Source organism: Halostagnicola sp. A-GB9-2 (assembly GCF_030068615.1).
Classification (GTDB): domain Archaea; phylum Halobacteriota; class Halobacteria; order Halobacteriales; family Natrialbaceae; genus Halostagnicola.
In genome coordinates this window covers 1-26,247 of sequence record NZ_JASJOC010000002.1, presented here as the reverse complement: position 1 = coordinate 26,247, position 26,247 = coordinate 1, and the positions used below count along the sequence as shown (strand labels likewise).

General features: G+C 60.7%; 35 protein-coding genes, 2 tRNA genes and 1 pseudogene. 31 read left to right on the top strand and 7 right to left on the bottom strand.

The window, feature by feature from the left end:
• Window positions 1-38: 38 nt before the first annotated feature.
• A complete protein-coding gene (locus QNM96_RS05530) occupies window positions 39-785 on the bottom strand; it encodes a molybdopterin-binding protein (RefSeq protein ID WP_283835027.1) in 747 nt (248 codons plus the stop codon).
• A gap of 113 nt (window positions 786-898) precedes the next feature.
• Here QNM96_RS05530 and QNM96_RS05525 point away from each other — a divergent pair, with 113 nt between their 5' ends.
• The gene (locus tag QNM96_RS05525) at window positions 899-2,476 is read left to right on the top strand and encodes an HTTM domain-containing protein (RefSeq protein ID WP_283835026.1); all 1,578 of its coding nucleotides are present in this window, start codon (window positions 899-901) and stop codon (window positions 2,474-2,476) included.
• Window positions 2,477-2,811: 335 nt separating this feature from the next.
• Here QNM96_RS05525 and QNM96_RS05520 read toward each other — a convergent pair.
• Window positions 2,812-2,882: transfer RNA gene (locus QNM96_RS05520), tRNA-Gly, on the bottom strand.
• 306 nt (window positions 2,883-3,188) lie between these two features.
• Here QNM96_RS05520 and QNM96_RS05515 point away from each other — a divergent pair.
• From QNM96_RS05515 to secY, 25 genes are read left to right on the top strand one after another with little or no spacing between them, the layout of a single operon-like run.
• Window positions 3,189-4,070, top strand: a complete 882-nt coding sequence (locus QNM96_RS05515; RefSeq protein WP_283835025.1) for an RNA methyltransferase — start codon at window positions 3,189-3,191, stop codon at window positions 4,068-4,070.
• A 4-nt stretch (window positions 4,071-4,074) separates the two neighbouring features.
• Entirely contained in the window at window positions 4,075-5,094 is a 1,020-nt protein-coding gene (locus QNM96_RS05510; RefSeq protein ID WP_283835024.1) for a 50S ribosomal protein L3, read from the top strand.
• A 3-nt stretch (window positions 5,095-5,097) separates the two neighbouring features.
• On the top strand, window positions 5,098-5,850 hold the full coding sequence (gene rpl4p, locus QNM96_RS05505; protein ID WP_283835023.1) for a 50S ribosomal protein L4: 753 nt from the start codon (window positions 5,098-5,100) through the stop codon (window positions 5,848-5,850).
• A complete protein-coding gene (locus QNM96_RS05500; protein WP_283835022.1) occupies window positions 5,847-6,101 on the top strand; it encodes a 50S ribosomal protein L23 in 255 nt (84 codons plus the stop codon). Before rpl4p ends, QNM96_RS05500 begins: the two co-directional genes overlap by 4 nt.
• Before the next feature lie 2 nt (window positions 6,102-6,103).
• Window positions 6,104-6,826, top strand: a complete 723-nt coding sequence (locus tag QNM96_RS05495; protein WP_283835021.1) for a 50S ribosomal protein L2 — start codon at window positions 6,104-6,106, stop codon at window positions 6,824-6,826.
• Entirely contained in the window at window positions 6,823-7,245 is a 423-nt protein-coding gene (locus QNM96_RS05490; RefSeq protein ID WP_283835020.1) for a 30S ribosomal protein S19, read from the top strand. The genes QNM96_RS05495 and QNM96_RS05490 overlap by 4 nt, the downstream gene beginning before the upstream one ends.
• Before the next feature lie 7 nt (window positions 7,246-7,252).
• Window positions 7,253-7,735: a 50S ribosomal protein L22 gene (locus QNM96_RS05485; protein ID WP_283835019.1), complete on the top strand. Its 483-nt coding sequence runs from the start codon at window positions 7,253-7,255 to the stop codon at window positions 7,733-7,735.
• Window positions 7,736-8,686, top strand: a complete 951-nt coding sequence (locus QNM96_RS05480; protein ID WP_283835018.1) for a 30S ribosomal protein S3 — start codon at window positions 7,736-7,738, stop codon at window positions 8,684-8,686.
• Window positions 8,686-8,913 carry a 50S ribosomal protein L29 gene (rpmC, locus tag QNM96_RS05475; RefSeq protein WP_283835017.1) on the top strand — a complete coding sequence of 76 codons (228 nt, stop codon included), beginning with the start codon at window positions 8,686-8,688 and terminating at the stop codon, window positions 8,911-8,913. The genes QNM96_RS05480 and rpmC overlap by 1 nt, the downstream gene beginning before the upstream one ends.
• Window positions 8,914-8,924: 11 nt before the next feature.
• Complete coding sequence (locus QNM96_RS05470) at window positions 8,925-9,425, top strand: ribonuclease P protein subunit (protein ID WP_283835016.1); 501 nt, start codon at window positions 8,925-8,927, stop codon at window positions 9,423-9,425.
• The gene (locus QNM96_RS05465; RefSeq protein ID WP_283835015.1) at window positions 9,416-9,868 is read left to right on the top strand and encodes a 30S ribosomal protein S17; all 453 of its coding nucleotides are present in this window, start codon (window positions 9,416-9,418) and stop codon (window positions 9,866-9,868) included. Before QNM96_RS05470 ends, QNM96_RS05465 begins: the two co-directional genes overlap by 10 nt.
• Window positions 9,868-10,266, top strand: a complete 399-nt coding sequence (locus tag QNM96_RS05460) for a 50S ribosomal protein L14 (RefSeq protein WP_049953233.1) — start codon at window positions 9,868-9,870, stop codon at window positions 10,264-10,266. Before QNM96_RS05465 ends, QNM96_RS05460 begins: the two co-directional genes overlap by 1 nt.
• A gap of 3 nt (window positions 10,267-10,269) precedes the next feature.
• On the top strand, window positions 10,270-10,626 hold the full coding sequence (gene rplX / locus QNM96_RS05455; RefSeq protein WP_283835014.1) for a 50S ribosomal protein L24: 357 nt from the start codon (window positions 10,270-10,272) through the stop codon (window positions 10,624-10,626).
• The gene (locus QNM96_RS05450; protein WP_283835013.1) at window positions 10,623-11,318 is read left to right on the top strand and encodes a 30S ribosomal protein S4e; all 696 of its coding nucleotides are present in this window, start codon (window positions 10,623-10,625) and stop codon (window positions 11,316-11,318) included. The genes rplX and QNM96_RS05450 overlap by 4 nt, the downstream gene beginning before the upstream one ends.
• Window positions 11,315-11,854, top strand: a complete 540-nt coding sequence (locus QNM96_RS05445) for a 50S ribosomal protein L5 (RefSeq protein ID WP_283835011.1) — start codon at window positions 11,315-11,317, stop codon at window positions 11,852-11,854. Before QNM96_RS05450 ends, QNM96_RS05445 begins: the two co-directional genes overlap by 4 nt.
• A complete protein-coding gene (locus tag QNM96_RS05440) occupies window positions 11,847-12,023 on the top strand; it encodes a 30S ribosomal protein S14 (RefSeq protein ID WP_283835010.1) in 177 nt (58 codons plus the stop codon). The genes QNM96_RS05445 and QNM96_RS05440 overlap by 8 nt, the downstream gene beginning before the upstream one ends.
• Window positions 12,020-12,412, top strand: a complete 393-nt coding sequence (locus QNM96_RS05435; protein WP_283835009.1) for a 30S ribosomal protein S8 — start codon at window positions 12,020-12,022, stop codon at window positions 12,410-12,412. Before QNM96_RS05440 ends, QNM96_RS05435 begins: the two co-directional genes overlap by 4 nt.
• Before the next feature lie 2 nt (window positions 12,413-12,414).
• Window positions 12,415-12,948, top strand: coding sequence for a 50S ribosomal protein L6 (locus QNM96_RS05430; protein ID WP_283835008.1), 534 nt, complete (start codon window positions 12,415-12,417; stop codon window positions 12,946-12,948).
• Between the two features lie 3 nt (window positions 12,949-12,951).
• Window positions 12,952-13,764: a 50S ribosomal protein L32e gene (locus tag QNM96_RS05425; RefSeq protein ID WP_283835007.1), complete on the top strand. Its 813-nt coding sequence runs from the start codon at window positions 12,952-12,954 to the stop codon at window positions 13,762-13,764.
• Complete coding sequence (locus QNM96_RS05420; protein ID WP_283835006.1) at window positions 13,761-14,210, top strand: 50S ribosomal protein L19e; 450 nt, start codon at window positions 13,761-13,763, stop codon at window positions 14,208-14,210. The genes QNM96_RS05425 and QNM96_RS05420 overlap by 4 nt, the downstream gene beginning before the upstream one ends.
• Window positions 14,210-14,758: a 50S ribosomal protein L18 gene (locus tag QNM96_RS05415; protein ID WP_283835005.1), complete on the top strand. Its 549-nt coding sequence runs from the start codon at window positions 14,210-14,212 to the stop codon at window positions 14,756-14,758. The genes QNM96_RS05420 and QNM96_RS05415 overlap by 1 nt, the downstream gene beginning before the upstream one ends.
• Complete coding sequence (locus QNM96_RS05410; protein ID WP_283835004.1) at window positions 14,755-15,384, top strand: 30S ribosomal protein S5; 630 nt, start codon at window positions 14,755-14,757, stop codon at window positions 15,382-15,384. Before QNM96_RS05415 ends, QNM96_RS05410 begins: the two co-directional genes overlap by 4 nt.
• Window positions 15,381-15,848 (top strand): 50S ribosomal protein L30, encoded by a 468-nt coding sequence (rpmD, locus tag QNM96_RS05405; RefSeq protein ID WP_283835003.1) that lies wholly within the window; start codon window positions 15,381-15,383, stop codon window positions 15,846-15,848. The genes QNM96_RS05410 and rpmD overlap by 4 nt, the downstream gene beginning before the upstream one ends.
• 2 nt (window positions 15,849-15,850) lie before the next feature.
• Complete coding sequence (locus tag QNM96_RS05400; protein ID WP_283835002.1) at window positions 15,851-16,342, top strand: uL15m family ribosomal protein; 492 nt, start codon at window positions 15,851-15,853, stop codon at window positions 16,340-16,342.
• 3 nt (window positions 16,343-16,345) lie between these two features.
• On the top strand, window positions 16,346-17,803 hold the full coding sequence (gene secY / locus QNM96_RS05395; RefSeq protein ID WP_283835001.1) for a preprotein translocase subunit SecY: 1,458 nt from the start codon (window positions 16,346-16,348) through the stop codon (window positions 17,801-17,803).
• Between the two features lie 175 nt (window positions 17,804-17,978).
• On the opposite strand, the gene gcvPB is transcribed toward secY, so the two are convergent.
• The 4 genes from gcvPB to QNM96_RS05375 form a co-directional block, all read right to left on the bottom strand.
• Window positions 17,979-19,454 (bottom strand): aminomethyl-transferring glycine dehydrogenase subunit GcvPB, encoded by a 1,476-nt coding sequence (gene gcvPB / locus QNM96_RS05390; RefSeq protein WP_283835000.1) that lies wholly within the window; start codon window positions 19,452-19,454, stop codon window positions 17,979-17,981.
• Complete coding sequence (gcvPA, locus tag QNM96_RS05385; protein WP_283834999.1) at window positions 19,451-20,788, bottom strand: aminomethyl-transferring glycine dehydrogenase subunit GcvPA; 1,338 nt, start codon at window positions 20,786-20,788, stop codon at window positions 19,451-19,453. Before gcvPA ends, gcvPB begins: the two co-directional genes overlap by 4 nt.
• 192 nt (window positions 20,789-20,980) lie before the next feature.
• Window positions 20,981-22,318 (bottom strand): hydroxymethylglutaryl-CoA synthase, encoded by a 1,338-nt coding sequence (gene hmgB / locus QNM96_RS05380; protein WP_283834998.1) that lies wholly within the window; start codon window positions 22,316-22,318, stop codon window positions 20,981-20,983.
• Between the two features lie 146 nt (window positions 22,319-22,464).
• Complete coding sequence (locus QNM96_RS05375; protein ID WP_283834997.1) at window positions 22,465-23,157, bottom strand: VTT domain-containing protein; 693 nt, start codon at window positions 23,155-23,157, stop codon at window positions 22,465-22,467.
• Window positions 23,158-23,247: 90 nt separating this feature from the next.
• On the opposite strand from QNM96_RS05375, the gene QNM96_RS05370 reads away from it, so the two are divergent.
• Window positions 23,248-23,601 (top strand): DUF5830 family protein, encoded by a 354-nt coding sequence (locus QNM96_RS05370; protein ID WP_283834996.1) that lies wholly within the window; start codon window positions 23,248-23,250, stop codon window positions 23,599-23,601.
• Window positions 23,602-23,637: 36 nt separating this feature from the next.
• Here the strand turns inward: QNM96_RS05370 and QNM96_RS05365 are convergent, their stop codons facing one another.
• On the bottom strand, window positions 23,638-24,831 hold the full coding sequence (locus QNM96_RS05365) for a hypothetical protein (RefSeq protein ID WP_283834995.1): 1,194 nt from the start codon (window positions 24,829-24,831) through the stop codon (window positions 23,638-23,640).
• Window positions 24,832-24,953: 122 nt separating this feature from the next.
• Here QNM96_RS05365 and QNM96_RS05360 point away from each other — a divergent pair.
• From QNM96_RS05360 to QNM96_RS05345, 4 genes and pseudogenes are all read left to right on the top strand, one after another.
• Window positions 24,954-25,106, top strand: a tRNA-Met gene (locus QNM96_RS05360).
• A 132-nt stretch (window positions 25,107-25,238) separates the two neighbouring features.
• A complete protein-coding gene (locus QNM96_RS05355; RefSeq protein WP_283834994.1) occupies window positions 25,239-25,466 on the top strand; it encodes a hypothetical protein in 228 nt (75 codons plus the stop codon).
• Window positions 25,463-25,690 carry a hypothetical protein gene (locus tag QNM96_RS05350; protein WP_283834993.1) on the top strand — a complete coding sequence of 76 codons (228 nt, stop codon included), beginning with the start codon at window positions 25,463-25,465 and terminating at the stop codon, window positions 25,688-25,690. The genes QNM96_RS05355 and QNM96_RS05350 overlap by 4 nt, the downstream gene beginning before the upstream one ends.
• Window positions 25,687-26,247, top strand: a pseudogene (locus QNM96_RS05345) (hypothetical protein); the annotation flags it as partial. The gene QNM96_RS05350 and the pseudogene QNM96_RS05345, both read left to right, overlap by 4 nt.

Sequence of the window (26,247 nt, the reverse complement as noted above, 5' to 3'; positions counted from 1 at the left end):
TCTTCGTTGACTCGGTCCGCCATCCGCCGAATCCGAGCTTACTTCGAGTCGGGTGGTTGACCCGTCTCGACCCGTTCTCGGATCCACGCCGTCGCATCCTCGACGGTGGCCTCGTCAGTTCCGGTAATCCGAAGTCGTCCTAATCGGTCCTCACTCTGAGGATAACTGCCGACCGAGACGTCGAACTGTTCGCCCACCCCCTCGAGAACCGCCCGAAGGGACCCTTCGGGGGCAGGCGTGAACACGGTCTGCGAAACGATGTCGCCGGAGAACTCGGTTTCGACGACATCGAACATGGCCTTCATTTCGTCAGGGATCCCGGCGAAGACGTAGACGTTCTCGATCACACAGCCCGGCGACCAGCCGGCATCCGTGACGATCGATCTGGCACCATCGGGAAGCGAGGCCGCGGCGTCGACGTCGAACTCGAGGTCGTACTCCTCGAAGAACTCCGGTCGTTCCGCCCGCAGTTCGCGTCCCTTCTCGAGGATCTGTTCTCGAACGTCGGGAAAGACCACGAGGTCGCGCTCGAGACCGGCCGCGACCGCCTCGATCGTGACGTCGTCCGGCGTCCCGCCGAGACCCCCGGTAACGACGACGGCATCGAACGTCTCGCTCCACCGTGAGACGGTCTCCGCGATGAGTTCCCGATCGTCGGGGATCGTCAGAATCCGGCGGACGGAGCCGCCGCGGTCGGTGATCTGCGAGCCCAGCCACGACGCGTTCGTATTCGTCGTTTGCCCGGCGAGCAGTTCGTCACCGATCGTGAGAATAGCGACCTGCATACGAGACCGTTCTCGTCGTCGGCAGTTATATCCCGCGCCGATCGGTTCCGATCGCCGGAGGGGAAAACACTTATAGAGGGGTTGACAACCCCGAAAGCGATTGAACTCGTTGCATGACCGACGATCCTTCTCCCGCACCGGGCCGGGATTCCAGCAGTTCAGGTGATTCCTCGAGCGTCCGTTCGGTGATCGGATCGCGACTCGGAATCGACCCTCGAGCCCTCGCCGCGTTCCGAATCGCCCTCGGTATCGTCATCCTCCTCGATCTGCTTCTCCTCCGAGTCCCGGGAACCGTACCGTTCTACACCGATGCAGGCGTCCTTCCACGATCCGCGCTCGCTGAGGTGTATCCGGCGTTTGCATCGGCGTCAATCCACGCGCTATCAGGATCGATGTGGGTGCAGGCGGTTCTGTTCGCGGTCGCCGGACTCTTCGCCGTCTCCCTGTCTCTCGGCTACCGAACTCGCCTCGCAACGTTTGTTTCGTTCGTCCTCCTCGCCTCGCTTCAGGCCCGGAATCCATACGTTCTCAACGGCGGCGACACCATCCTGACCTCGTTTCTGTTTCTCGGTCTGTTCCTCCCGCTTGGTACCCGGTGGTCGATCGATGCCCGAAGAACCGCTCGAAGACGGTCTCGAGAAGTCACCGGCGACCCAGAACGAGCAGGGCCTGGTGAAACAGAAGACGGGGTGACCGGCGACGCGGCACAAGTCGTCTCCGTTGCGACGGTTACAATTCTCGCCCACATCGTCCTCATCTACGCGACGAACGCGGTTTTCAAGTTCCAGAGCGAGGCTTGGATGAACGGAATCGCCGTCCGGCGAACCATGCATCTCGAGCAGTTCGTCGTTCTGCTCGGTCCATCTCTCTCGGATCTCTCGACGGTCCTAACCGCAGTCAACTGGCTCTGGATCGCGACGCTGTCGGCCGCTCCGCTTCTCGTCCTGTGTAGCGGAAAACTCAGAAGCGCAGTCGTTGTCGCGTTCGTCTGCACCCACCTTGGAATGGCCGCAACGATGCGTCTCGGTGTGTTCCCTTTCGTGCTGATAACCGGATTGCTGTTGTTCCTCCCGCCGGAGATCTGGGAGTCGATCGAACGCAGTCGGGCTCGAGACGCGCTCGAGCGCATCGAAACCAGCATCCGGGCCAGCCGTCCCCGCGGTTCCCCGCTCAAGTCACGTTCGATTCCGGCGATTACGGTTCCGTCCGCGACCCGCCGAATCGGGGGACTTTGTGCATCCGGATTGCTCGTCGTCGTGCTCCTCACGTTGGTGTTTTGGCAGACTGCTCAGGTCGGTCTGGTCGACTCGCCCGCTCCGGAACTAGAAGAAGACATGGGTGACGTCGGCTGGACGTTCTTCGCCCCGAACCCGCCGGATGCTTCGAGTGGCTACGTCGCCGAAGCCAAACTCGAGTCCGGGAAGACGATCGATCTTACTCACGGCGGCGAAGCCACGCTGGATCGCCCGCCGAACCCCGCCGAAACGTTCCCGACGACGCTCTGGAAACGCTACGGGACGGATATGAGCCACGCCGACGAGAGCCAGTACGAACCCGTACTCGAGTACCTCTGTGATCGTTCGGATCACGAGATCGAGGTACTGACGATCTACTACCTCGAGCAACCCGTCGGGCCGGATGGGCCGGTCGATGATCCCGAGGCTCTCGAGCGGATTACTGGGACGTGTTGAGACGAACGACCCCGCAATGATCGATCAATACCCGCTTCAATCCGGACTACTGTTGTCGCTCACGAGTTTGTTCGCGATAAAAGAGCGTTGACTGGGATTTGAACTACTCCTGAGAACCTGCTCGCGACGCTCGCAGAACCTCAGTATAATTCAAATCCAGATGGATTTTTCCAAACTCGAATACTCGAATTGCTACGCAATGCTCGTGGAAAGTGAGTTTGGAAAATGCGTTGGCTGGGATTTGAACCACGGTCGTTCCACTCACTTCGTTCGTTTCACTCTCTGATTCAAATTCCAGAGAGATCTTTCTCCTCACGTAATTGTTCGGAGAAAGATGCGTTGGCTGGGATTTGAACCCAGGTTGTGACCATGGCAAGGTCACGTGATACCACTACACTACCAACGCCCTGCTACACTTCTAAATACATCTGGAGAGGTGTATAAGGGTTGCGAATTGATCCGATATCGAGAGACAATCACACGAGGGCGGCGATTTCACTCGCTCGAGCGCCACTCCCTTCGAAACCCGCATATTTGCCCGCAGTAAGTCAAAATTTCGGACACGTTATGCAACGGAACTATGCATGTGTCTGATACGCACGAATTCGATACTGTGAGAGGTTCACAGCCGGAAAGAGATTCCGCTACCCTTTTAAGATCCCGTCGGGAAATATCGCTACAGTCTAGTGACGAGGCGCCGAAGCGTCACGGTATGACCACAAGCGTACTCGTGCCGTCGTCACTCGCTCGAGAAGCCGAGGACAAACGCGAGGCTACTCGCAAACTCGGATACGTTGCCCGCGCGGCGACGATCTATCGGGCCGATCGCCTAATCGTCTACCCAGATCGGGACGGCGAACGGGGCGATCTCGACGGCGGATTCGTAAGCACCGTACTGCGGTACGCCACGACGCCTCCGCATCTTCGAAAGGAGATCTGGGGCAAACGGGACGAACTGGAGTACGTGGGTGTCTTACCGCCGCTCCGCGCCACGTCACAGACCGGCTCCGAATCCGACGATTCGGGGTCGAAAAGACAAGGAATCGTGACCGAGGTCGGACCTGATCAACGCGTCCGGGTCAATTGCGGTCTGCAACACCCGATCTCTCTCAACGTGCCGTCGGATATGGCACTCGAGCAGGGAGAGCGCGTGACAGTCAGGATCTCTTCGCGACGACCGGTCCGTGCGAAAATCGTCGACAAGCCCACGCAGGGGCTATCGATTGAGGAAACGGACCTTTCGGCGGCCCTCAGCCGTGAGGACGCTGGCGTCCGAATCGCAGCTTCCCGGTTCGGTGAACCGCTCACCGTGGGGAAACTCGAGACGCTGGCCGGACGGATCGAACGAGACGGTCTCACCGTCGCGTTCGGTGCGCCCGAAAGAGGGCTGCCGGCAATCCTCGGCATCGACGCCGACGCCGTTCAGAAAGACGGTGTTAAACGGCTCGATGCGGAGGACGACGCAGACGTCGAACCCAACGGCGATCCGGGGTTCGACCTCTGGCTCAATACGGTTCCGAACCAGGGAAGCGGCGTGGTGAGAACGGAGGAGGCTCTGTTCGCCACGCTCGCTCCCCTCACATTGAGAGCGTGATAGAATGCCACAACCAAACGCACCACGCAAAGGCTCACTCGGGTTCGGTCCACGACAGCGTGCGACCAGCGAGGTCCCACGATTCAACTCGTGGCCGGACGACGATGGACAGCCAACGCTCCAGGGCTTCGCGGGCTACAAGGCCGGCATGACCCACGTGGTAATGGTCGACGACGCCGCTAACTCGACGACCGAGGGAATGGAGACGACCGTTCCCGTTACCATCGTGGAGACGCCGCCAATGCGCGCCGTTGCTCTGCGTGCGTACGAAGACACACCGTATGGTATCAAGCCGATAACCGAGGTCTGGACCGACGAGTTCGACGACGATCTCGATCGCGTTCTGGACCTTCCCGGGGATGACTACGATGTCGAGGCCGAGGAGGCCAAGCTTCGCGACCTGCTCGAACAGGGTCGCGTCCACGACATCCGCGTCATCACCCACACAGTACCCGGATCTCTGCAGTCGATCCCCAAGAAGAAGCCGGACGTCATGGAGACGCGCGTCGGCGGCGGTTCCGTCGAGGAACGCGTCGACTTCGCGCTTGACGTGGTCGCCGACGGCGGCGAACACGTCCTGAACGATGTCTTCCGTGCCGGCGAGTACGTCGACGCAAGCGGCGTCACGAAAGGGAAAGGGACCCAGGGTCCTGTCAAACGCTGGGGCGTCCAGAAGCGAAAGGGCAAACACGCCCGTCAGGGATGGCGCCGCCGCATCGGTAACCTCGGTCCGTGGAACCCGAGCCGCGTTCGCTCGACGGTTCCACAGCAGGGACAGACAGGCTACCACCAGCGAACCGAACTGAACAAACGCCTCGTCGACATCGGCGACGGCGCAGACGCGACGGTCGACGGCGGCTTCGTCAACTACGGCGAAGTCGACGGGCCGCACGCGCTGATCAAGGGCTCGCTCCCCGGGCCGAACAAGCGTCTCGTACGCTTCCGCCCGGCGATCCGACCCGGAGACCAGCCGCGCCTCGATCCCGAGGTTCGGTACGTCTCCACCGCATCAAACCAGGGATAACCCATGCAGGCAACAGTACGCGACCTGGACGGTGCAGACGCAGGGGAAATCGAGCTCCCGGCGGTCTTCGACACGCAGTTCCGCCCGGACCTGATCGCCCGTGCCGTCCGCACGTCACAGGCCAATCGAAAACAGGACTACGGCGCCGACGAGTTCGCGGGCATGCGAACGCCTGCGGAATCGTTCGGTAGTGGCCGAGGCATGGCCCACGTTCCACGACAGAACGGACGCGCTCGCCGCGTTCCACAGGCTGTCAAGGGACGAAAGGCACACCCGCCGAAAGCCGAGAAAGATCAGACTGAATCGATCAATACGAAAGAAAAGAAACTGGCCGTCCGCAGCGCGATCGCTGCGACGACCGACGCCGAACTCGTCGCCGACCGTGGCCACGAGTTCGACGACGACACCGAAATTCCGCTGGTCGTCAGCGACGATTTCGAAGACCTCGTCAAAACGAAGGAGGTCGTCTCCTTCCTCGAGGAGGTCGGTGTCGACGCCGATATCGAGCGCGCCGACGAGGGTCGGAACGTCCGGTCCGGCCGCGGGACGACCCGTGGCCGAAAGTACAAGACGCCGACATCGATCCTCTTCGTCACCTCGAGCGAGACCGGTCCATCGCGGGCCGCTCGCAACCTCGCTGGTGCCGACGTCGCGACCGCCGCCGAAGTCAACGCGGAGGATCTCGCGCCGGGCACCCAGCCGGGTCGACTGACGATCTGGACCGAAAGCGCACTCGAGGAGGTGGCAGACCGATGAGTTCGATCATCGACTACCCGCTCGTCACCGAGAAGGCGATGAACGACATGGACTTCGAGAACAAGCTCCAGTTCGTCGTCGACGTCGACGCCACCAAACCGGAGATCGCGGATGTCGTCGAAGAGCGCTTCGACGTCGGTGTCACTGACGTCAACACGCAGGTAACGATGAACGGGAACAAGAAAGCAACCGTCAAACTCTCCGAGGACGACGACGCGCAGGAAGTCGCCTCGAGAATCGGGGTGTTCTGAGAATGGGACGACGCATTCTCGGACAGCGACGTGGACGCGGTACGCCGACGTTCCGCGCCCCGTCACATCGATACAAGGCAAAGCTCGAACACAAGAAACCGGAGGACAGCGACGTCGTTCGCGGAACGATCGTCGACATCGAGCACGATCCAGCCCGCTCGGCTCCGGTCGTCGCCGTCGAGTTCGAAGACGGAGACCAGCGACTCATCCTCGCTCCCGAGGGAGTCACGGTCGGCGACGAAATTCAGGTCGGCATCTCCGCGGAGATCAAGCCCGGGAACACGCTCCCGCTGGCGGAGATCCCCGAAGGTGTCCCGATCTGTAACGTCGAAGCGAACCAGGGCGACGGCGGCAAGTTCGCCCGGTCCTCCGGCGTCAACGCGGACCTGATCACCCACGACCGCGACGCCGCGGTCGTTCAACTCCCCAGCGGCGAGGTCAAACGCCTCGACCCGCAGTGCCGTGCAACCGTCGGCGTCGTCGCCGGCGGCGGTCGAACGGAAAAGCCGTTCGTCAAGGCAGGGAACAAGTATCACAAGATGAAGGCCCGGGGCACGAAGTGGCCCCGCGTCCGCGGTGTTGCGATGAACGCGATCGACCACCCCTTCGGTGGCGGTGGCCGCCAGCACCCCGGCAAGCCCAAGTCCGTCTCTCGCGACGCACCGCCAGGACGGAAGGTGGGAGACATTTCCTCGCGCCGTACCGGCCGAGGTGGTGACAAATGAGTTCTGATTACCGAACCGGCCGTGAAGGTGAGTTCACCTACCGCGGTCACACGCTCGAGGAACTGCAGGAGATGGAACTCGAGGACGTCGTGGAACTGCTCCCCGCTCGCAAGCGGCGAAGTATCGAACGCGGTCTTTCGGTCGAACAGCAGAAGCTGCTCGAGAAAGCCCGCGAAAAAGACGAGGAGACGACTGCGAACAATCCGATTCGCACGCACCTTCGGAACATGCCGATTCTTCCGGAGTTCGTCGGACTGACGTTTGCCGTGTACACCGGTCAGTCCTTCGAGCGCGTGCGCGTCGAGCCCGAGATGATCGGACACTATCTCGGCGAGTTCCAGTTGACCCGGACGTCCGTCGAACACGGACAGGCCGGTATCGGTGCAACTCGCTCGTCGAAGTTCGTCCCACTGAAGTGATCAACGCATGGGAATCAATTACTCAGTCGACGCCGACCCAGACGCCACCGCGAAAGCGATGCTCCGGGAGCGTCACATGAGCCACAAGCACAGCAAGGAGGTCGCACGCGAACTCAAGGGTCGAACCGTTGAGAACGCACAGGCGTACCTCCAGGACGTCATCGACGAGAACCAATCGGTTCCGTTCCGCTCACACAACAGCGGCGTCGGTCACCGATCGGATATCGACGGCTGGGACGCCGGCCGCTATCCGGAGAAAGTCAGCGAGGCATTTCTCGATCTCCTCGAGAACGTTTCCTCGAACGCAGAGCATCAGGGATTCGACGGTCAATCGATGGAGATCGCCCACGTCGCCGCCCACAAGGTCGGCGAATCCGTTGGTCGGAAACCTCGAGCGATGGGACGTGCCTCGGCGTGGAACACGCCGCAGGTCGACGTCGAAATCGTCGTCGAAGAAGCTGACGCCGCTGATGAGGGAGGTGACAACTAAATGGCAGACGAACACCAATTCATCGAAAACGGCCTACAACGATCCCAGATTGACGAGTTCTTCGAAGAAGAGCTCGGTCGTGCAGGCTACGGTGGTATGGACGTCGCCAAGACGCCGATGGGAACGCAGATCGTTCTCAAAGCGGAGAAACCAGGAATGGTCATCGGCAAAGGTGGCGAGAACATTCGGAAAGTGACGACGGCACTCGAGGACCGGTTCAACCTCGAGGACCCACAGATCGACGTTCAGGAGGTCGAAGAACCCGACCTGAACGCCCGAATCGTTGCCGACCGACTTTCGAACGCACTCGAACGCGGTTGGTACTTCCGAAAGGCCGGTCACACGACGATCGACCGGATCATGGAAGCCGGCGCGCTCGGTGCCGAAATCGTCCTCTCCGGGAAGGTTACCGGTGCACGCTCGCGCGTTGAGAAGTTCAACCGCGGCTACATCAAACACAACGGCGAACCCGCCGAAGAGGTCGTCGACCACGGACAGGGCGTCGCGGTCATGAAACTCGGCACCATCGGCGTGGACGTCAAGATCATCCCGCCGGGAGCCGAGCTCCCCGACGACTTCCAGATCTACGACGATATGGATCCCGAGGAGGTCGTTCCCGACGCCGTCGAAGCGAACGAAGGCGTCGAAGAACTGCTCGAGGCCGAGCCCGAAGAAGACGAAACTGCAGAGGCCGACGAGGAGGACGGCGATGCTGAGGCGGACACCGACGCCGACGCGGACGAGCCCGACCTCGACGAAGAAGTCGTCGAGGAGGTCATCGAAGAAGAAGTCGAGTCTGAGGACGCCGACGCCGAGGCAGACGACGACTCCGTCGAGGACATCGAGGAAGAGCTCGATGAACTCGAGGAAGACGTCGAAGCCGAAGCCGAGGAGCTACTCGACGAAATGGAAGCAGCGGACGACGAGGACGCCGACGAGGGTGATTCCTGATGGCGATCCTCCACGTTGCGGAGATCCGCGACATGACGGCTGCTGAACGAGAAGCCGAACTCGAGGAACTCGAGACCGAGCTTCTCAACCAGAAGTCCGTCCTCGCAGCCGGTGGTGCACCGGAAAATCCAGGTCGCATCGGCGAACTGGGCCGTACCATCGCGCGGATCAAGACGATTCAGCAAGAAGAAGGCGACTTCGAAGACGAAGACACAGACGCCGAATAAACAGTATACAGATGGCACTCACACCAGAGACACTCCCGCGACACGAACTCAACGGACTTCCGGTCCGCGTCGTCGAAAGTGACGACGACGGACGGGAGGGACTCGAGGGCCGCGTCGTCGTCGAGACGACGAACACGCTCTCGATAGAGGTCTGCGTTCCGCCGGAAGCGGAGCGATGGCGAGACGGTTCGACCGTCGAGCACGAGGACGGAGAGTCTCGAGTGGTGATGGTGCCGAAATCGGGCTCGGTGTTCGAGTTCGCGATCACAGATGAAGCCGCCGAGGACGAGAAGTCCTCGGGGACTGCGTCCAAACTGGCCGACACTCAACCCTCGTCGACCGACGAGGACCGAGCTAACGGTTCCACCGTTAGCTGTCGTCGCGAGGATCCCGTAGGGGACCGCCGCGACGCCGCCGGCGAGGATGTAGCCTACGTTACGGTCGATGGATCGCGGCTGCTCTCACGACCCGCCCGACGAACAGAAACGTCAGGTGATTCACCATGGCAATAGGACTAGACGTAACAACACCTCCGGAACCAGAAAACCCGGAGGAATACGACTACGAGAAGTGTCCGTTCTACGGCGAGCTTTCCGTTCGAGGACAGATCCTCGAGGGAACGGTCGTCTCGACGGACATGGACAAGTCCGTAGTCGTCGAGCGAGAGTACGACGTGACGGTTCCGAAGTACGACCGTCAGATGAAACGTCGCTCGCGCATTCCGGCACACGTGCCGGGCGTGCTCGAGCCGCTCTCGGTCGGTGACACGGTCAAGATCGCAGAGACCCGACCACTGTCGAAGACGAAATCGCACGTGGTCGTCGAAGTAACCGAAGAAGCGACCGCCGAAGACCTCGCCGAGTTGACCCGTCAGAGCGAACCTGAACGGGAGCTCTCGGCCGAGGACGTTTCGGCGGACGCAGACGAGGAAGACGAAACCGACGGTGATCAATGATGGAGGCAATGAAAGCCGACGTCACCCAGGGACTCAAGAAGGGGTCGCTGGTCACGTGTGCCGACAACACCGGCGCACGCGAACTCAAGATCATCAGCGTTTCGGGCTACCACGGCACCAAGAGCCGCCAGCCGAAGGCGGGAATCGGTGACAAGGTGACCGTTTCGGTCACAAAGGGTACCCCGGAAATGCGCCGTCAGGTCCTCGAAGCCGTCGTCGTTCGTCAGCGGAAATCGATCCGCCGACCGGACGGCACGCGGCTGAAGTTCGAGGACAATGCGGCAGTCATCATCGACGAGAACGAAGAGCCACGCGGCACGGAAATCAAGGGCCCGATCGCCCGCGAAGTCGCAGAGCGCTTCGGAGCAATCGCCAGCACGGCAACGATGATCGTATAGACAATGAGTAAGCAACCACACAAACAGCGAAACGAAACTGCGCGTGCCCCGCTTCACCAGCGACAGAAGCAAATTCACGCCACTCTCTCGGACGATCTTCGCGATGAGTACGACACGCGTCGCACCCGCGTCAACGCGGGCGACACGGTCGAAGTCATGCGCGGCGATCACGCCGGAGAGGAGGGTGAAGTGCTGACGGTCGACCTCACGGAGCAGGTTATCCACGTCGAGGACGTGACGATCGAGACGGCAGACGGCGAAGAAGTGCCGCGACCGCTCGAGCCCTCGAACGTTCGAATCACGAACCTCGATCTCGAGGACGACCGACGCGAGGCACGCCTGGAAGGTGAGACTGCATGAGCAACCATCAGAAACGACTCTCGGTACCGAAATCTTGGCCCGTCGAGCGCAAGACCGAGACGTTCACCGTCAAGGCCGGCGCCGGCCCGCACGGTGAAGCAGGCGTTCCGCTCGTCGTTCTCCTGCGGGACGTTCTCGGCTACGTCGACTCCAAGAAAGAAGCGCGCTACGCACTCTCGGAGGACTCGATCCTCATCAACGGAGACGCAATCAACGACGAACAGCGTCCCATCGGGATGTTCGACATCGTCGCGTTCCCCGACCTTGAGGAATACTACCGCATCTTCCCCGACGAGGGCGGCCGACTCGCGCTGACGCCGATCGACGCCGACGCGGCCGACAGCCGCCTCGGTAAAATCGACGGCAAACAGCAAGTCACTGGCGGCGATACCCAGTTGACGCTTCACGACGGAACGAACATCATCGTCGACGACGAGTACAGTGCGAAGGACTCGGTCGTCATCGACAACGAAGACAAATCGATCGTCGCTCACTTCCCGTACGAAGAGGGCGAACTCGTGACCGCCGTTCGCGGCAACCACGCCGGCAAGATCGGCACGATCGAGGAGATCGAAGTCACGCAAGGAAGCGGATCGAACATCGTGACAGTCGAGACCGACGACGAACTGTTCGAAACCGTCGAAGAGTACGTCTTCGTCATCGACGAGAAATTCACGGGTGATGATGAATGAGCGAAGCCAGCAACGCTGAGTTCCACGAGATGCGCAAACCGCGCGTCGAAAAAGTCGTCGTCCACATGGGCGTCGGCCGTGGTGGTCGCGACCTCGGGAAAGCTGAAGACATCATCGAGGAAGTTACCAGCCAGAAAAGCGTTCGTACCCAAGCCAAGAAGACCGAACCCGAATTCGGTATCCGCGAGGGAGAACCGATCGGCACGAAGGTTACCCTTCGTGACGACGACGCGGCTGAGTTCCTCGAGACGGCACTGAAACTCGCCGATCTCTCGGCGAACCAGTTCGACAATACGGGGAACTTCAGTTTCGGTGTCGAAGAGCACACCGAGTTCCCGAGCCAGGAGTACGACCCGAGCATCGGGATCTACGGGCTGGACGTCACCGTCAACCTGGTCCGACCAGGCTACCGCGTCTCGAAACGCGACAAGGCGACCCAGCAGATTCCATCGAGTCACCGACTGACGCCCGAGGACGCCATCGCGTACCTCGAGTCGAACTTCGACGTCGACGTGGAGGAGTCCACAGATGAGTGAAAGTGAAAACGAACGAACGGGCGAACACGCCGAAAAGCGCACGGGCCAGATCGAGGCCTGTCAGCGCTGCGGTCGAAAGCAGGGACTCGTCGGCAAGTACGACATCAACCTGTGCCGGCAGTGCTTCCGAGAAATCGCCCGCGACATGGGATTCAAGAAGTACAGATGACAGGGAATAACCCGCTCAGTAACGCGCTTTCGGGGCTCGACAACGCAGAAGATGTCGGGCACCTGAGCCACGAGGTACAGCCCGCCTCGAACGAAATCGGCAGCGTACTCGAGGTCTTCTACGACCGCGGGTACATCGACGGATTCGATCTCGTCGACGATGGAAAAGCCGGAACGTTCGAAGTCGAACTGAAAGGAGCGATCAACGAATGTGGGCCCGTCAAACCCCGCTACGCCGTCGGTGCCGATGGCTTCGAGAAATGGGAGAAACGATTCCTCCCGGCTCGAGACTTCGGGACGCTCGTCGTCACGACGAGCAGTGGCATTATGAGCCACTACGAGGCACGCGAGAAGGGGATTGGAGGGCAGGTGATCGCATACGTCTACTAACAATGCGAGTTGAACTGGAAATTCCCGACGAAGTAACCGCTGAGGTTGATCATCTCGACGTGACAGTCGAGGGTCCAGAAGGCACCATTACGCGGCGTCTCTGGTATCCTGACGTGACGGTCGAGGTCGAAGACGACACCGTGGTCATCGAAAGCGACAACGAGGACGCGAAAACGAACGCGACCGTTGGCACGTTCGAGAGCCACGTCGAAAACGCCTTCCACGGCGTGACCACGGGCTGGGAGTACAAGATGGAAGTCTTCTACTCTCACTTCCCAATGCAGGTCCGCTCGGAAAGCGGCGACGTCGTCATCGAGAACTTCCTTGGCGAAAAGGCAGAGCGACGAACGACTATCCACGGTGATACCGACGTTTCCGTCGACGGTGAAAAACTCACCCTCGTCGGCCCCAACAAAGAGGACGTTGGACAGACCGCAGCAGATATCGAACAGCTGACGAAGGTCAAAGGAAAGGATACCCGCGTCTTCCAGGACGGGGTCTACATCACCGAAAAACCAGCAGCCGGAGGTGCCTGATAAATGGCAGAAGACGAACACGAATCCGATGCTGACGAACAGGCTCCCTCGGAGACTGACGGTGACGTGGAAACCGAGGACGTAGAGACCGAATCCGAGCCGGAAGTCGCCGAAGAAAGCGACGAACCGGAGGATCTCGAGAGTATCAGCGGTGTCGGCGCAAGCAAGGCCGATGCACTTCGCGAAGCCGGATTCGAGTCCATCGAAGACGTCAAAGAGGCGTCTCAGGACGATCTGGCCGACACGGAAGGCGTCGGGAATGCACTCGCCGCCCGTATCAAGGCCGACGTCGGCGATCTCGAGGTCACAGAGGAGACCGAAGCCGAGATCGAAGACGAAGACGCCGAAGCTGTCGAGGAAGACGTCGAGACGGAACTGCAACCGCGCGGTCTCGTCGAGAAGACGCCCGACCTCTCGGATACCGAACAGCGATTGCTGAGCCAGCGAAGCGGCGAAGGCAAACCGCAGTTCAACCGGCAGGATTACCACATGAAAAAGCGGACCCCCGAATCCTGGCGACGCCCGCGCGGTCAGCTATCGAAGCAACGCAAGGGTGTCAAAGGAAAGGGTCCGAAGGTTCAGGCCGGCTACCGAACGCCAAAAGCCGTCCGTGGAAAACACCCCAGCGGCTTCGAAGAGGTCTACGTCGAGAACACTGACGACCTCGAGGGTGTCGACGGCGACACGCAGGCGGTCCGAATCGCCTCCTCGGTCGGCGCTCGCAAACGCGAGCGAATCGAGGAAGTCGCCGAAGACGACGGCGTCCGGGTGCTGAACCCAACCTACGTCGAAGTCGAAGTGGAGGACGAACAATGACTGATCTTTCCGCACAGAAACGACTTGCATCCGACGTCCTAGACGTCGGCAAGAACCGCATCTGGCTCGACCCCGACGCCCAGGCGGATATCGCCGAGGCGATTACGCGAGACGAAATTCGCGAACTCGTCGACGAGGGCACCATTCAGGCAGAAGATGCCAGCGGAAACTCCCGCGGCCGTGCCCGCGAGCGCAACGAGAAACGTGCCTACGGCCACCAAAACGGCCCGGGCAAGCGTAAAGGAAAGAAGGGCGCACGCCAGAACGAGAAAGAACAGTGGACGAAACAGATTCGCGCACAGCGCCGAAAGCTCCGTGAACTCCGCGACAAAGGCGAGCTGACGCCGAGGCAGTACCGCCAGCTCTACAAGAAAGCGGGCGGTGGCGAGTTCCGAAGCGTTCGGTACCTGTTGAGCTACATCGACGAAAACTACGGTGACCAATAATGGCGACAGGACCACGATATAAAGTGCCAATGCGTCGTCGCCGCGAGGTCCGGACGGACTACCACCAGAGGTTGCGCCTGCTGAAATCGGGCAAGCCCCGCCTCGTTGCTCGCAAGAGCAACAAGCATACTACGGCGCAGCTGATCTCCCCCGGCCCAGAAGGCGACGAAACGCACGCAAGTGCACATTCGAGCGACTTAGCAGAGTACGGTTGGGAAGCACCAACAGGAAACATTCCGGCAGCGTATCTGACCGGCCTACTGGCTGGCCAGCGCGCCGTCGAATCCGGTCTCGAGGAAGCGGTCCTCGATATCGGCCTCAATACGGCGACGCCCGGTAACAAGGCGTTTGCCGTTCAGGAGGGTGCAATCGACGCCGGTCTCGAGATTCCACACAACGATAGTGTGCTCGCGGACTGGGAACGAACTCGCGGCGAACATATCGCCGAGTACGCTGAGAGCCTGGACGAACCACTCTACAGCGGCGAGTTCGATGCAACCGAACTACCCGAACACTTCGATGACGTACGAGAGGCAATCCTAGAATGAGTGGAAACAACTACAACGACGGCTGGCAGCCAGTCACCCGTCTCGGCCGAAAGGTCCAGGAGGGCGAAATCGAGACGATGCAAGACGCCCTCAACACGGGACTCCCGCTGAAGGAGCCCGAAATCGTCGACCAGCTCCTTCCCGGACTGGACGACGAGGTACTGGACATCAATATGGTCCAGCGGATGACCGACTCCGGACGGCGGGTGAAGTTCCGCTGTGTCTGTGTCGTCGGTAACCGCGACGGATTCATCGGCTACGCCGAAGGACGAGACGATCAGGTCGGCTCTGCCATCCAGAAAGCGATCGGTATTGCAAAGCTCAACATGATCAAGGTCCCGCGCGGTTCGGGATCGTGGGAGGACCGTTCGGACCGACCACACTCGCTGACCCACCAGACGACCGGCAAAGCCGGCTCCGTCGAGGTCGAACTCATCCCCGCTCCGGAAGGATTGGGACTGGCAGCGAGTGACACCGTCCACGCCGTCCTCGAGCTCGCCGGAATCGAGAACGCCTGGACCAAGAGCCACGGCAACACCCGGACGACGGTGAACCTGGCGAAGGCTACCTACAACGCACTCGAGAACGCCTCGCAAGCGCGTCAACCCGAGGTGGTCGAGGGATGAAGGCGATCGTGCAGATTCGCGGCGAGGTAAACCGCAACACGGACGTCGACGACACGCTCTCGATGCTCAACATTCACAGCGTCAATCACGCGACGCTGATTCCGGACACCGACGCCTACCGCGGGATGGTCACGAAGGTCAACGACTTCGTCGCCCACGGTGAGCCGAGTCTGGAAGTCGTCGAAACGCTGCTCGCAAATCGGGCGGAGCCCCTCGAAGGGCGCCAATCCGATGTCGACGAGGAGTGGATCGACGAGAACACGGAGTACAGTGATTTCAGCGAGCTGGCCGAGGCACTGGAGGCAGAGGAGACGAACCTCCGCGATCAGGGTCTCTCGCCGACGCTTCGATTGCACCCACCGCGCGGTGGTCACGACGGCGTCAAACACGCCGCTATCGAAGGTGGCCAACTCGGAAAACATACAACCACGGAGATTGACGAGCTCCTAGAATCGATGCGATAATCATGACGAGTAAAAAACGACGCCAACGCGGCTCGCGAACGCACAGTGGCGGCTCCCATAAGAACCGGCGTGGAGCCGGCCACCGTGGCGGACGCGGCCGTGCCGGGCGCTCAAAACACGAGTTCCACAACTACGAACCGAAGCACAAACACGGCTTCAAACGACCACAGGGTATCCGAGAGGAGGTCGTCGAAATCGACGTTCAGAAGCTCGACGAGGATGTCGCGCTCTACGTCGCCGACGATCTCGCCGAGGAATCCGGCGACGGTTACGAGATCGACGCCCGTGACGTCGTCGAAGACGGTCACGAGGCAGATGTCGTAAAAGTCCTCGGTAGCGGGCAAGTCCGGAACACGCTCGTGATAACGGCCGATGCATTTACCGACACCGCCCGTGAAAAACTCGAGGACGCAGGTGGGGAACCGGTCCTCACCGAACGCGCCGAAGAAGCTGCGGAAGCCGAAGCCGACGACGACGAACCCGACGAGGAATAACATATGGGATGGAAGGAAGCCGCCGAACCGGTTTTGACGAGGATGCCGACAGTACGCCGTCCGGAGGGACACGTTCCCTTCAAGCGGAAGCTGGCGTGGACGGCGGGTATTCTCGTGTTGTATTTCTTCTTGACAAACATCGACTTGCTCGGCTCAGCCGGCGGACAGGACATCTACGGTCAGTTCCGCTCGGTCATTGCCGGGGAACACGGCTCACTGTTGCAGGTGGGTATTGGCCCGATCGTCACGGCCAGCATCGTCATGCAACTACTCGGCGGTGCGAACTTGCTTGGTCTCGACACGGACGACCCACGAGACCAGGTTCTCTATCAGGGGCTTCAGAAACTGCTCGTCATCATCATGACGGCATTGACGGCGTTGCCAATGGTGTTTGCCGGCGACTTCCTCCCAGCCCAGCAGTCGCTTCAACTCGGCGGCTTTGCGTTTTCGACGACTGAGATTCAGCTGCTGATGTTCGCGCAGATCTTCATCGGCGGCGTGCTCATCCTCTACATGGACGAGGTCGTGAGCAAATGGGGGATCGGGAGCGGTATCGGTCTCTTCATTATTGCGGGGGTCAGCCAGCGGCTGGTTACCGGATTTATCCAACCTGAACAGGGTGGATTCTTCTATAACTGGTATCAGATTCTCTTCGGTGATATCGTCGTCGGCTCGGTCTTCAGTAGCGACGGGCTGTCCACCCTGCTGATGAGTGACGGCGGACAGATCATCGCTCTGCTAACGACGTTCCTGATCTTCGGGATCGTCGTCTACGCCGAGTCCGTTCGCGTCGAGATCCCGCTGAGTCACGCTCGAGTCAAGGGTGCTCGCGGTCGCTTCCCGGTGAAGCTCATCTACGCGAGCGTCCTGCCAATGATCCTCGTTCGTGCGTTGCAAGCGAACATTCAGTTCCTGGGTCAGATCCTCGAGAGTCAGGTCGGTATGCCAGCCGCACTCGGCGTCTACGACGGCGCGAGCGAACCCGTCTCAGGGTTCTTCTACTACACCGCGCCAATCTACTCGCCGGACGACTGGATGTGGTGGACCGCCACTGTCGATCAGGCCTGGTGGATGGTCATGATTCGGGTCAGCGTCGACCTTTCGTTCATGGTCATCGGTGGCGCGATCTTCGCCATCTTCTGGGTCGAGACGACCAACATGGGTCCGGACGCGACCGCGCGCCAGATCCAAAACTCCGGGATGCAGATTCCCGGCTTCCGACAGAACGTCGGCGTCATCGAGAAGGTCATGGAGCGGTACATCCCGCAAGTGACCGTCATCGGCGGTGCACTCGTCGGACTGCTCGCCGTCTGGGCGAACATGCTCGGAACCATCGGGATGGTCGACGGAACCGGCCTCCTGCTTGCCGTCTCCATTACGTACAAACTGTACGAGGAGATCGCAGAAGAGCAGATGATGGAGATGCACCCGATGATGCGCGAGATGTTCGGTCGGGAGTAGGCAGCTCTCGATTCGTTTCGTGCGTTACGGTTTCATTTTTGGACTGCTGCTAAACGGTTAACAGATGGTTTAGCGATGTAACTCTCGAGTCATCCGTATCCGATAGCGAAGGACGCTTCCGATCGGCACTGCCTGAAATTCGCCTTCTTCAGAAGAGTTCGAAGTTAAAACGCGATTACTTCTCTTCGAGCGCGTGCCAGGACAGCCGCGGGTTCCGAGCCGCGCTGGTCTGGTCGATTCGACGCGCGGTCGTTCGCTCGGGTGCGGCCTCGAGCGCCTCGTCGTCCTCTTTGGCCACGGCGTTGAAGCCGGCGGCCAGTTGGTCGAGCGTTTCCTTGCTCTCGATTTCGGTCGGTTCGGTCATGAGCGCCTCCGGGACGATCTCGGGCCACTTCGTCGTCGGCGGGTGGACGCCGTAGTCGAGCATCCGTTTGGCGACGTCCGCGGCATCCTGATCACCCGCGCTGGCGACGAACTCGTGGTGGAAGGGGCCGTACGGAACGTCGTACTCGATCTGACTCGCGAGGTAGTTCGCGTTGAGGACTGCCTTCGCGCTCGAGTCGGTGAGTCCCTCGTCGCCGAGTCTGGCGATGTAGGCGAAGGCCTTGAGGAGGACGAGCCAGTTACCCTGATAGCCGTGAACGTGTCCGATGGAGTGCTCGGGAGAGAACAGTTCGTAGCCGCCGCCGGATTCGCGAACGCGGGGTTCAGGAAGGTAGGGGGCGAGCTCCTCGACGACGCCGACGGGTCCAGCACCTGGTCCGCCGCCGCCGTGGGGTGTTGCGAACGTCTTGTGGACGTTATAATGCATCACGTCGAACCCCATATCGCCGGGGCGGGCGCGGCCGAGGAGGGCGTTCAGATTCGCCCCGTCGTAGTAGAGCAGGCCACCGGCGTCGTGGACCATCTCGGCGATCTCAGAGATGTCGCGTTCGAACAGCCCCAGCGTGTTCGGGTTCGTCAGCATCAACGCCGCGGTATTCTCCGAAAGTGCGGCCTCGAGCGCCTCTATGTTCACTCGTCCCTTTTCGTCACTAGGTAGGGAAACGACGTCGTACCCGCCAAGTGCGGCGGTTGCGAAGTTGGTCCCGTGAGCGCTCTCGGGAACGATCACTTCGTCGCGATGCCCCTCGCCGTTGTGTTCGTGGTAGGCCGTCGCGACGCGGATGCCGACAAACTCGCCCGCAGCGCCCGCGGGCGGTTGCAGGGTAACGGCGTCCATACCCCCAATTCGACCGAGGTACTCCTGCAGTCGGGCGAGCACCTCGAGGGTCCCCTGAATCGACTCGTCGGAGCGATCCGGATGGACCAGACCGCTTGGCAGGGCCGCGACATCCTCCGTGAATTTCGGATTGTACTTCATCGTACACGATCCCAACGGGTACGGGCCGCTGTCGATGCCGTATATCATCTGGGAGAGTCGCGTGTAGTGACGAACCAGTTCGGGTTCGGATGGAGCGGGTAACTCGAGGTCGTCTCGCGTCAACTCCTCGGGAAGTGGCGAGTCGTCGCCGATTTCGACGCGAGTGCTGTCCTTCTCGATGAGCAAGGGCTCGTATCGACCGTTTCGAACGTAGCGAGCCTGATCGTATCGCGATTGTTCGGGTCGACTGCCCTCGTCGTCAGTACTTCCGGGACGATCGTCGCTCATCGAAGCACCTCCTCTAGGGCCTCGAGGAACGCATCGAGTTTGGCGTCGGGAACGCCGGCGACGCAGATTTGTATCTCGTGTTCGCCGACGACATGGACCGCGAATCCGTGTTTCTCCAGATCGGCGGCGATCGGCTGTGCCGGTTGGTCGACGTGAGCGACGAACTCGCGGAAGTGCCGGCGATTGTGGACAGGTGCTTTGACGCCGACGAGCGCGTCGACATCCTCGGCCAGGGACTCCGCTCGAGTGACGCCGCGTTTTGCGAGTGTGACCATCCCGTCGGGACCGAGTTCGGCGGCGTGCATGGCCGTTCGAAGGGCGACCCACGCCTGATTCGTACAGATGTTACTCGTTGCGCGTTCGCGGCGAATGTGTTGTTCTCGTGTCTGTAAGGTCAGCGTGAACGCTCGCCTGTCGGTCGCGTCTTCGCTCACGCCGACGAGTCGGCCGGGCACCTGCCGAAGGTATGATTCGCGGGTCGCGAACAGTCCGAGACCCATGCCGTAACTCGTCGGCAGACCGAGAACGCTCGCGTCACCGATGACGACGTCCGCGCCGATGTCGGCCGGTTTCTGGAGCAAGGAGAGCGCGATCGGATCGGTTCCGAGGACGAACAGCGCGTCAGCGGCGTTTGCGACTGCACCGATCTCTTCGAGCCGTTCTTCGATCGTTCCCCGAACCGTCGGGTTTTCGGCGTAGATCATGACGGTCTCCTCGTCGACCGCGCGCTCGAGCGCCTCGAGATCGACGTTTCCGTCGTCGGTTGCGTAGAGGTCGACGGTGAGGTCGGTTCCCGCGACGTAGTTCTCGAGGGTGCTCCGTCTCCCGTCGCGCAGAATATCGGGGACGAGAACGCGGTGGCCCGAGCTGTCACGAACCCGTTCTGCGAGGGTCGCCGCTTCGCCGAGTGCGGTCGCGGCGTCGTACATCGAACAGTTTGCGATCCCGAGGCCGGTCAGTTCGACGAGCAACGACTGGTACTCGAACAGCGCCTGCAAGAACCCCTGCGAGACCTCGGGCTGGTACTGCGTGTAGGAGGTCAAAAACTCCGAGCGGTCCGCCAAGTGATCGACGGCCGAGGGAATGTAGTAGCCGTAGTGACCTCGTCCGAGAAGTTCCGTCAGATCGTCGTTCCGTTGGAGTATCGAACGGACCAGTTGCCGAGTTTCGCGTTCAGTTCTGGCGTTAATTTCAAACTCGCCGTCGTACTGTACCTCCTCCGGAATGTCGAACAGTTCCTCGACGGTCTCGACGCCGACCGCCTCGAGCATGGACTCGAGATTTTCGTTCGTATGGGGGGCGTACGGACTCCCCGTTGCATGTAATCCGTTCATGGGTAGCGAAGGTCTCGGACGGACAAAAACTGCGTTCTCAGACCGCGAGCACCCGAGGGGTCAGTCCGAAACACGTTAGTAACTACTACCGAACAGAGGGTAATGAACGCACCTCTTTCAGTCGAGTGCTGAATCGAAAATCGACCGATAGTCGCGTCGAAAACAGTCCTCGCCGCAGTCGGATTTGATACGTTACTCGACGTACTCGTACTCTCGTTCGCCCATCCGGCCCCAGCCGCCGAAGACGAATTCGCCCTCCGGGGTGGTTAGCGACTCGACATCGACGTCCATATTGTGGTTGTGAACGTCGTGTATCTCCTCGTAGTCGTCCCAGCTCAGTTCGTACCGCTCTTCGAGCTGTTCGTCGACGTTTAACGCACCGATTTCGTCCTTCCACGCGTCCTGAACGACTTCGGAGTGAATCTCGGCCTGCGCACCGCTTCCGTAGGAACCGACAGCCAGCTTCTGGCCGGAGAGGTCTTCGCCCTGCTCGAGGGCGTGTTTGAGCGCACTGATTCGCGCGACGTGGACCGAGCCCGTGTACCAGTTTCCGACCTCTCGAGCGATTGTCAGCGTCGGATCGATCGTCTCGGCGTACCACTCCTGGTAGCGGTCGGTCTCTTTGAGGCCGTCCATGTACTCCCGGAGGGCCTCGCGGAACTCCTCGTCGGTTTCGAAGGCCTCCGGACGCGGCTGCCGACCGATTTCGTCTGCGAGTTCGTCTTCGACGGCCGTATCCCGGATGATGTGACGGTAGGCCAGCATCGCCGCCTTCCGGACCATTCCGGGGAACGGCGTGTGGAACGGAACGAACCGGACGTCGTCGAGGTGAATCTCTCCGGCGACGCTCTGGTAATCGACCAGCGCCTCCCGCATCCGGGCGAGATAGACCTGCACCGATCGTTTACCGTCGACGCTCGGGAACTGCTGGTTGGGCTTGAGAAAGTCCGTCTCGTCGGCCGAACCGTAGCCCTGTTCGGTCGAAAGCGTGACGAGATCCGGGTCCTCGGTAATGTACAGTGCGACGGCCCCTGCTCCCTGAGTCGCTTCACCGGGGTCGTCTCGAGCGTACAGCGCCGTGTCGGTCGCGATTACGAGCGCCCCGCGGCCACGATTCCGACCCGCGCGGATCCAGTTGTACGCGTCGTCCAAACTCTGGGTGCCGGCGATACAGGCGAACTTCCGCTCGCCCTTGTTTGCATGGTGGAAGTCGCCCTCGAAGACCGACTCGAGACAGCCGGCGATGTACGTCGAAACCGGTTTGGAGTTGTCGAACGCGCTCTCGGTCGCGACGTCGATTCGGCCGACATCGTCGGGCTCGAGGCCCTTGCGTTCCATCAACCGGTGAGCCGCGTTGGCTCCCATCGTGACGATATCTTCGTAGCTATCGGGGAACGAACTGGCGTTCAGGCCGAGTCCCTTGGTGTATTTTTCGGGGTCTTCGCCCTTTTCGGGTGCGAATACACCAGGTAAATCGAGTTTGAGATTCCCGGTCCAGATCTCGACGGCGTCGATACCGACTGCAGTCATACTTCCGTAATGTGGGTCGTGATACATGGTATTGTCGTTTGGAGTTTCGACGACTGTCGATTCCGCTCCGACAAGCAGTCATCGGATTTCCGACCAACACGTCCGTTCCTCGAAAACGATCGAGAAGCCACACTCGAAAACGGAGACTATCGGGCGTCCGTCGATCGCGATTGGATGGTTTGATAGGCTGGTCCGGCAAGCAAGACGACGACGGCAATGAGACAGCCGGCGGTGAGGAACAAGCCCAGTTCGCCGAGTCCGTCCGTACGCACGGTCGCAGCGGAGGAGCCGACGATGACCGCGGCGACCGTCCACGGGAGTTCGCCGAGAACCGTCCCGAGGACGAACTTCGGATAGCTAACGCCGCTGACCGCCGCCGCGCACGTCGAGATATCCGACGGAATCGGGGCGAGTCTCGAGACCGCGACCCCGCGAATCTGACCGGCGGTTCGATAATATTGACAGATGGCGGTCGCCGTTCGATCGATGGCACCACCGAATGGGAGCTCCGCCAACGACGAGTCGTTCGGATCCGAAACGAACCATCGAGCCGCGACGAAAACTGGCGTCACGGTAACGATCACTCCCACCAGTGCGATCGGAACGCCGAGTGCCACGCCGAACCCGTAGCCGACGACGAGCGCGAGCGGCGTGGTTGGCCAAGCAAAGAGCGGGCGGACCAGATACAACCCCGCAACGACCAAGCTGAACTGAACCGGGTCGCCAGCAACCGACTCGAGGAACGACACCGTCGCTGCGGGTGAAAATAGGACTCCCACAGTAACGATCCCACATACGAGGAGGACACCCCCGATTGCACGCGGTGGGATCCATGACATCAACCGACGTTCGAACGCTATCGTTGAAGGTTTTGTGACTCTCGAGTTCGGACGCAACGTTTATTCTACTCCGCAGATCAGCACTCATCGATGGACGACCGCGTCGAACGTGGGTTGGCCTTACTCGAGCGCCTCGAGCACGAGTCGTTATCGCTCGCCGACGCCGTCGATCGAATCGAGACGGTGACCAACGACCCGACCGTCACTCGAACGATCCTCGACGAAGCGGAGCTCCGGGGAATTATCGAACGCGAAGACGGAATTATCCGCCCGAAGAGCAGACAGTACGTCAGCTTCGATAAAGACGTGATCACGAAAGAGGGTGACTTTCACTGCCAGCGCTGTGGCTCGAGCGTCTCGACTGGCTACTTCCTGAACCTCGACGCCGGAGAAATCGGTCCGTTCGGCTCCTCGTGTATTCGGAAAGTTACTGGACGAGAGTAGTCGCGAAAATTGTGCGTGTCAGGCTAACGACGGCTGTTATCGTCCCTGCCGAAGCTCCTGAATCAACTGTTCGACCGTCTCCTGCTGGCTCTCGAGGAGTTCGGTCTGTCGGGCGACCTGCGCTTCGAGTTCGTCGATCCGCTCGAGCAGTTCGGGATCGGTCCCCGCAGTTGCGGACTTGAATCCGCTCTCGCCAAAGGATGCGGACGACGTTCCGTCGGCAGTGCGTTCGGTGTCCCCTTCGGCAGGACGGTCCGTTTGCACTGCGGCCCCGGACGATCGGGATACCGATCCCCGCTGTGTGGCGTCCGCGTCGGATTGTTGGTTCGACGGCTCGTCTCGAGACGAGCTTTCTGCGAGGGGATCGACGGGTTGTTTCTCAGCCTCCTGGGCGGAACTCGGACCGTCGACCGGTTGGTGATCCTGCTCCGCGTTCGACGCCGCACTCGAGTCCATAGTCGCACTCTCTTCGCGTACAGGCTCGGGTGACTCCTGATCCGTCTCGTCCGGCATCGGCGGGTTCGCATCGAGCGGGTCGACGCCCTCTCCGAATGCCGTTGCCGGATCCTCGCTCGGTTCCGGATCCGCTTTTTCACCGACCGCGGCGTTGAGTTGTGGAAGCGAATCGACGCCGTGATAGGCGAACAACGCTCGCTCGAGGCGTTCTCGGAGATCGACGGCCTCGTCGTTCGGGGCCTTGATTCGTTTCGGGCGGCCGTTAACCTCGAGAACAATCTGAGTTGCGACGCTGCCGTCCTCGAACGAGAGGTTGGTAACATCGTCGAAATGGTACTGCTCGAAGTCTTCGTCCCATACCGCCTCTCCGATGTGTTTGACGAGTCGGTCGCTGGTGACGATCAGTGTGAGTTCGCTGAACCGGTAGGTTTGAATAACCTCTTCACCGGCATCCGAGATTCCGTTGCCGTTCAGTACACCCGCGACAAGCGGGGTAAGCACGGCGTTCGTCGATCCCGAGGGAATCGTGAACTCGCGAGTGCCGTCGAGGGCGTACTCGAGTGAAAAACGCGTTTTTCGACGGCCTTCCGAGATCGTCAGCCGGTCAGCGTCGTGAGGGAACTCCTCGACCGATTCGTCGCTCAACAGGCCATCCGCACGATAGATGATCGAGTCCGTTGGGGTGACAAAGAGCTCATCGTCGCCACCGAGAGAAACGCGCGTGACGATCTCTTCGCCATCCAGAGTGGACTGTACGATGCCGGGGACGCTCATGGTTCCGGTGTTCGCAATGCCCTGTGATAAATCCGTGGGTAGTCACGGATTCCATGCGGGGGCTGTGCATGCACGAGTTGAATGAGAAGGTTAAAGAAAGAGACCGCACTACGGAAGAATAGGCCCGGGTGGCTTAGCTGGACATAGCGCCGCACTCATAGGGTTCAGAGATTCGGTGCGGTTTCGCCTTGGAAGCCTCCGTGTCCCTCGAGGACTCTGCCGAGCCTCGGACCTGGGACATGCGGAGATCGAGGGTTCGGAGCCCTCCCCGGGCACTCATCAGTTTCTTTACATGCCCACGTAAAAACACCCTCTCAACAGGGTGTTTGTGGGGATTCCGTTACTTCCGATACTGCTAAGAATACACCACATACCGCGATAGCGACGGCCAACGGAGGTGCTCTCGCGTGAGCGGGCGATCGTACGATGGCCCCGCTCTCGACGGCACAGTTCAGTATATAACTGAACGACCGGAACTCGACAAAGAAGCCGAGAGCGTCGTCTACGCAACTGAGCCGGAACCGGTCGGTCAAGAGCGAACTGAGGGCGTCCCGGAAATCGACAGCGAACAGGAGGTCGATCGCCCCGATGTCGACGGTCAATCGTCGTTCGAAGACTGGGGGTGGTCGTCGTGACGACCGGTTACGTCGTCAACCTCGACAACGGGCACAACGGCTACTGTGTCGAGATCATCCCCGGTGTCACCTACTGTGGAGGGATGTTCTCCCCCGCTGCGGTCGACCGTGAGGTGTACGCGATTGGTCGCGATGAAGATCACCCACACAACTACCTCTGTTACGACTGCTCAAAAGCCGATTCACGTAGAGTCCGTGGTGCAGCACGGGGTGAGATCGCGTGAGCGACCGACCGTCCCTCGAGGAACAGGTCGAGCGCTACCTCGAGGCCAACCCCGACGCGTCGGTCCCGGAAGTCGCCGGAGCGCTCGGAGAGTCACCCGCTGCGATCGCGGAGATCATCACCGGTGAATCCACCGATTCGGACGAAGACTCAAATAGTAGAACCCGAGACCGGCTAAGAGGTTCGCAAACACGGCCGCGTCCAGACCTCGAGACACGGTTTGCGAACTGGTCAGACGCGGACTTCGCGAACCCCGCCTCGAACACCTGGCCCGACGAACTGCTCGAGCGCGAGCAGTGGATGGGCCACGTCGGCAAGAAGCCGTTCGCCCCCTGGGCCGACCGCGATCACCCCGAGGCCGACGTCGACGAAGATGCTCGCTGGAAGTGGGGCCTCAAGGAGAACTACGGCGATGGTGAAACCATCGCGATGGCCGAGATCGACCCCCGACTCGACGGCCGGGCGTTCCTCCAGACGGAGGATGACCCGTTCGTCTACGTCGATGGTGACGACGTCCGCTGTCCTGAGACCGGCGACGTCCACCCGGCCTTTATCGCA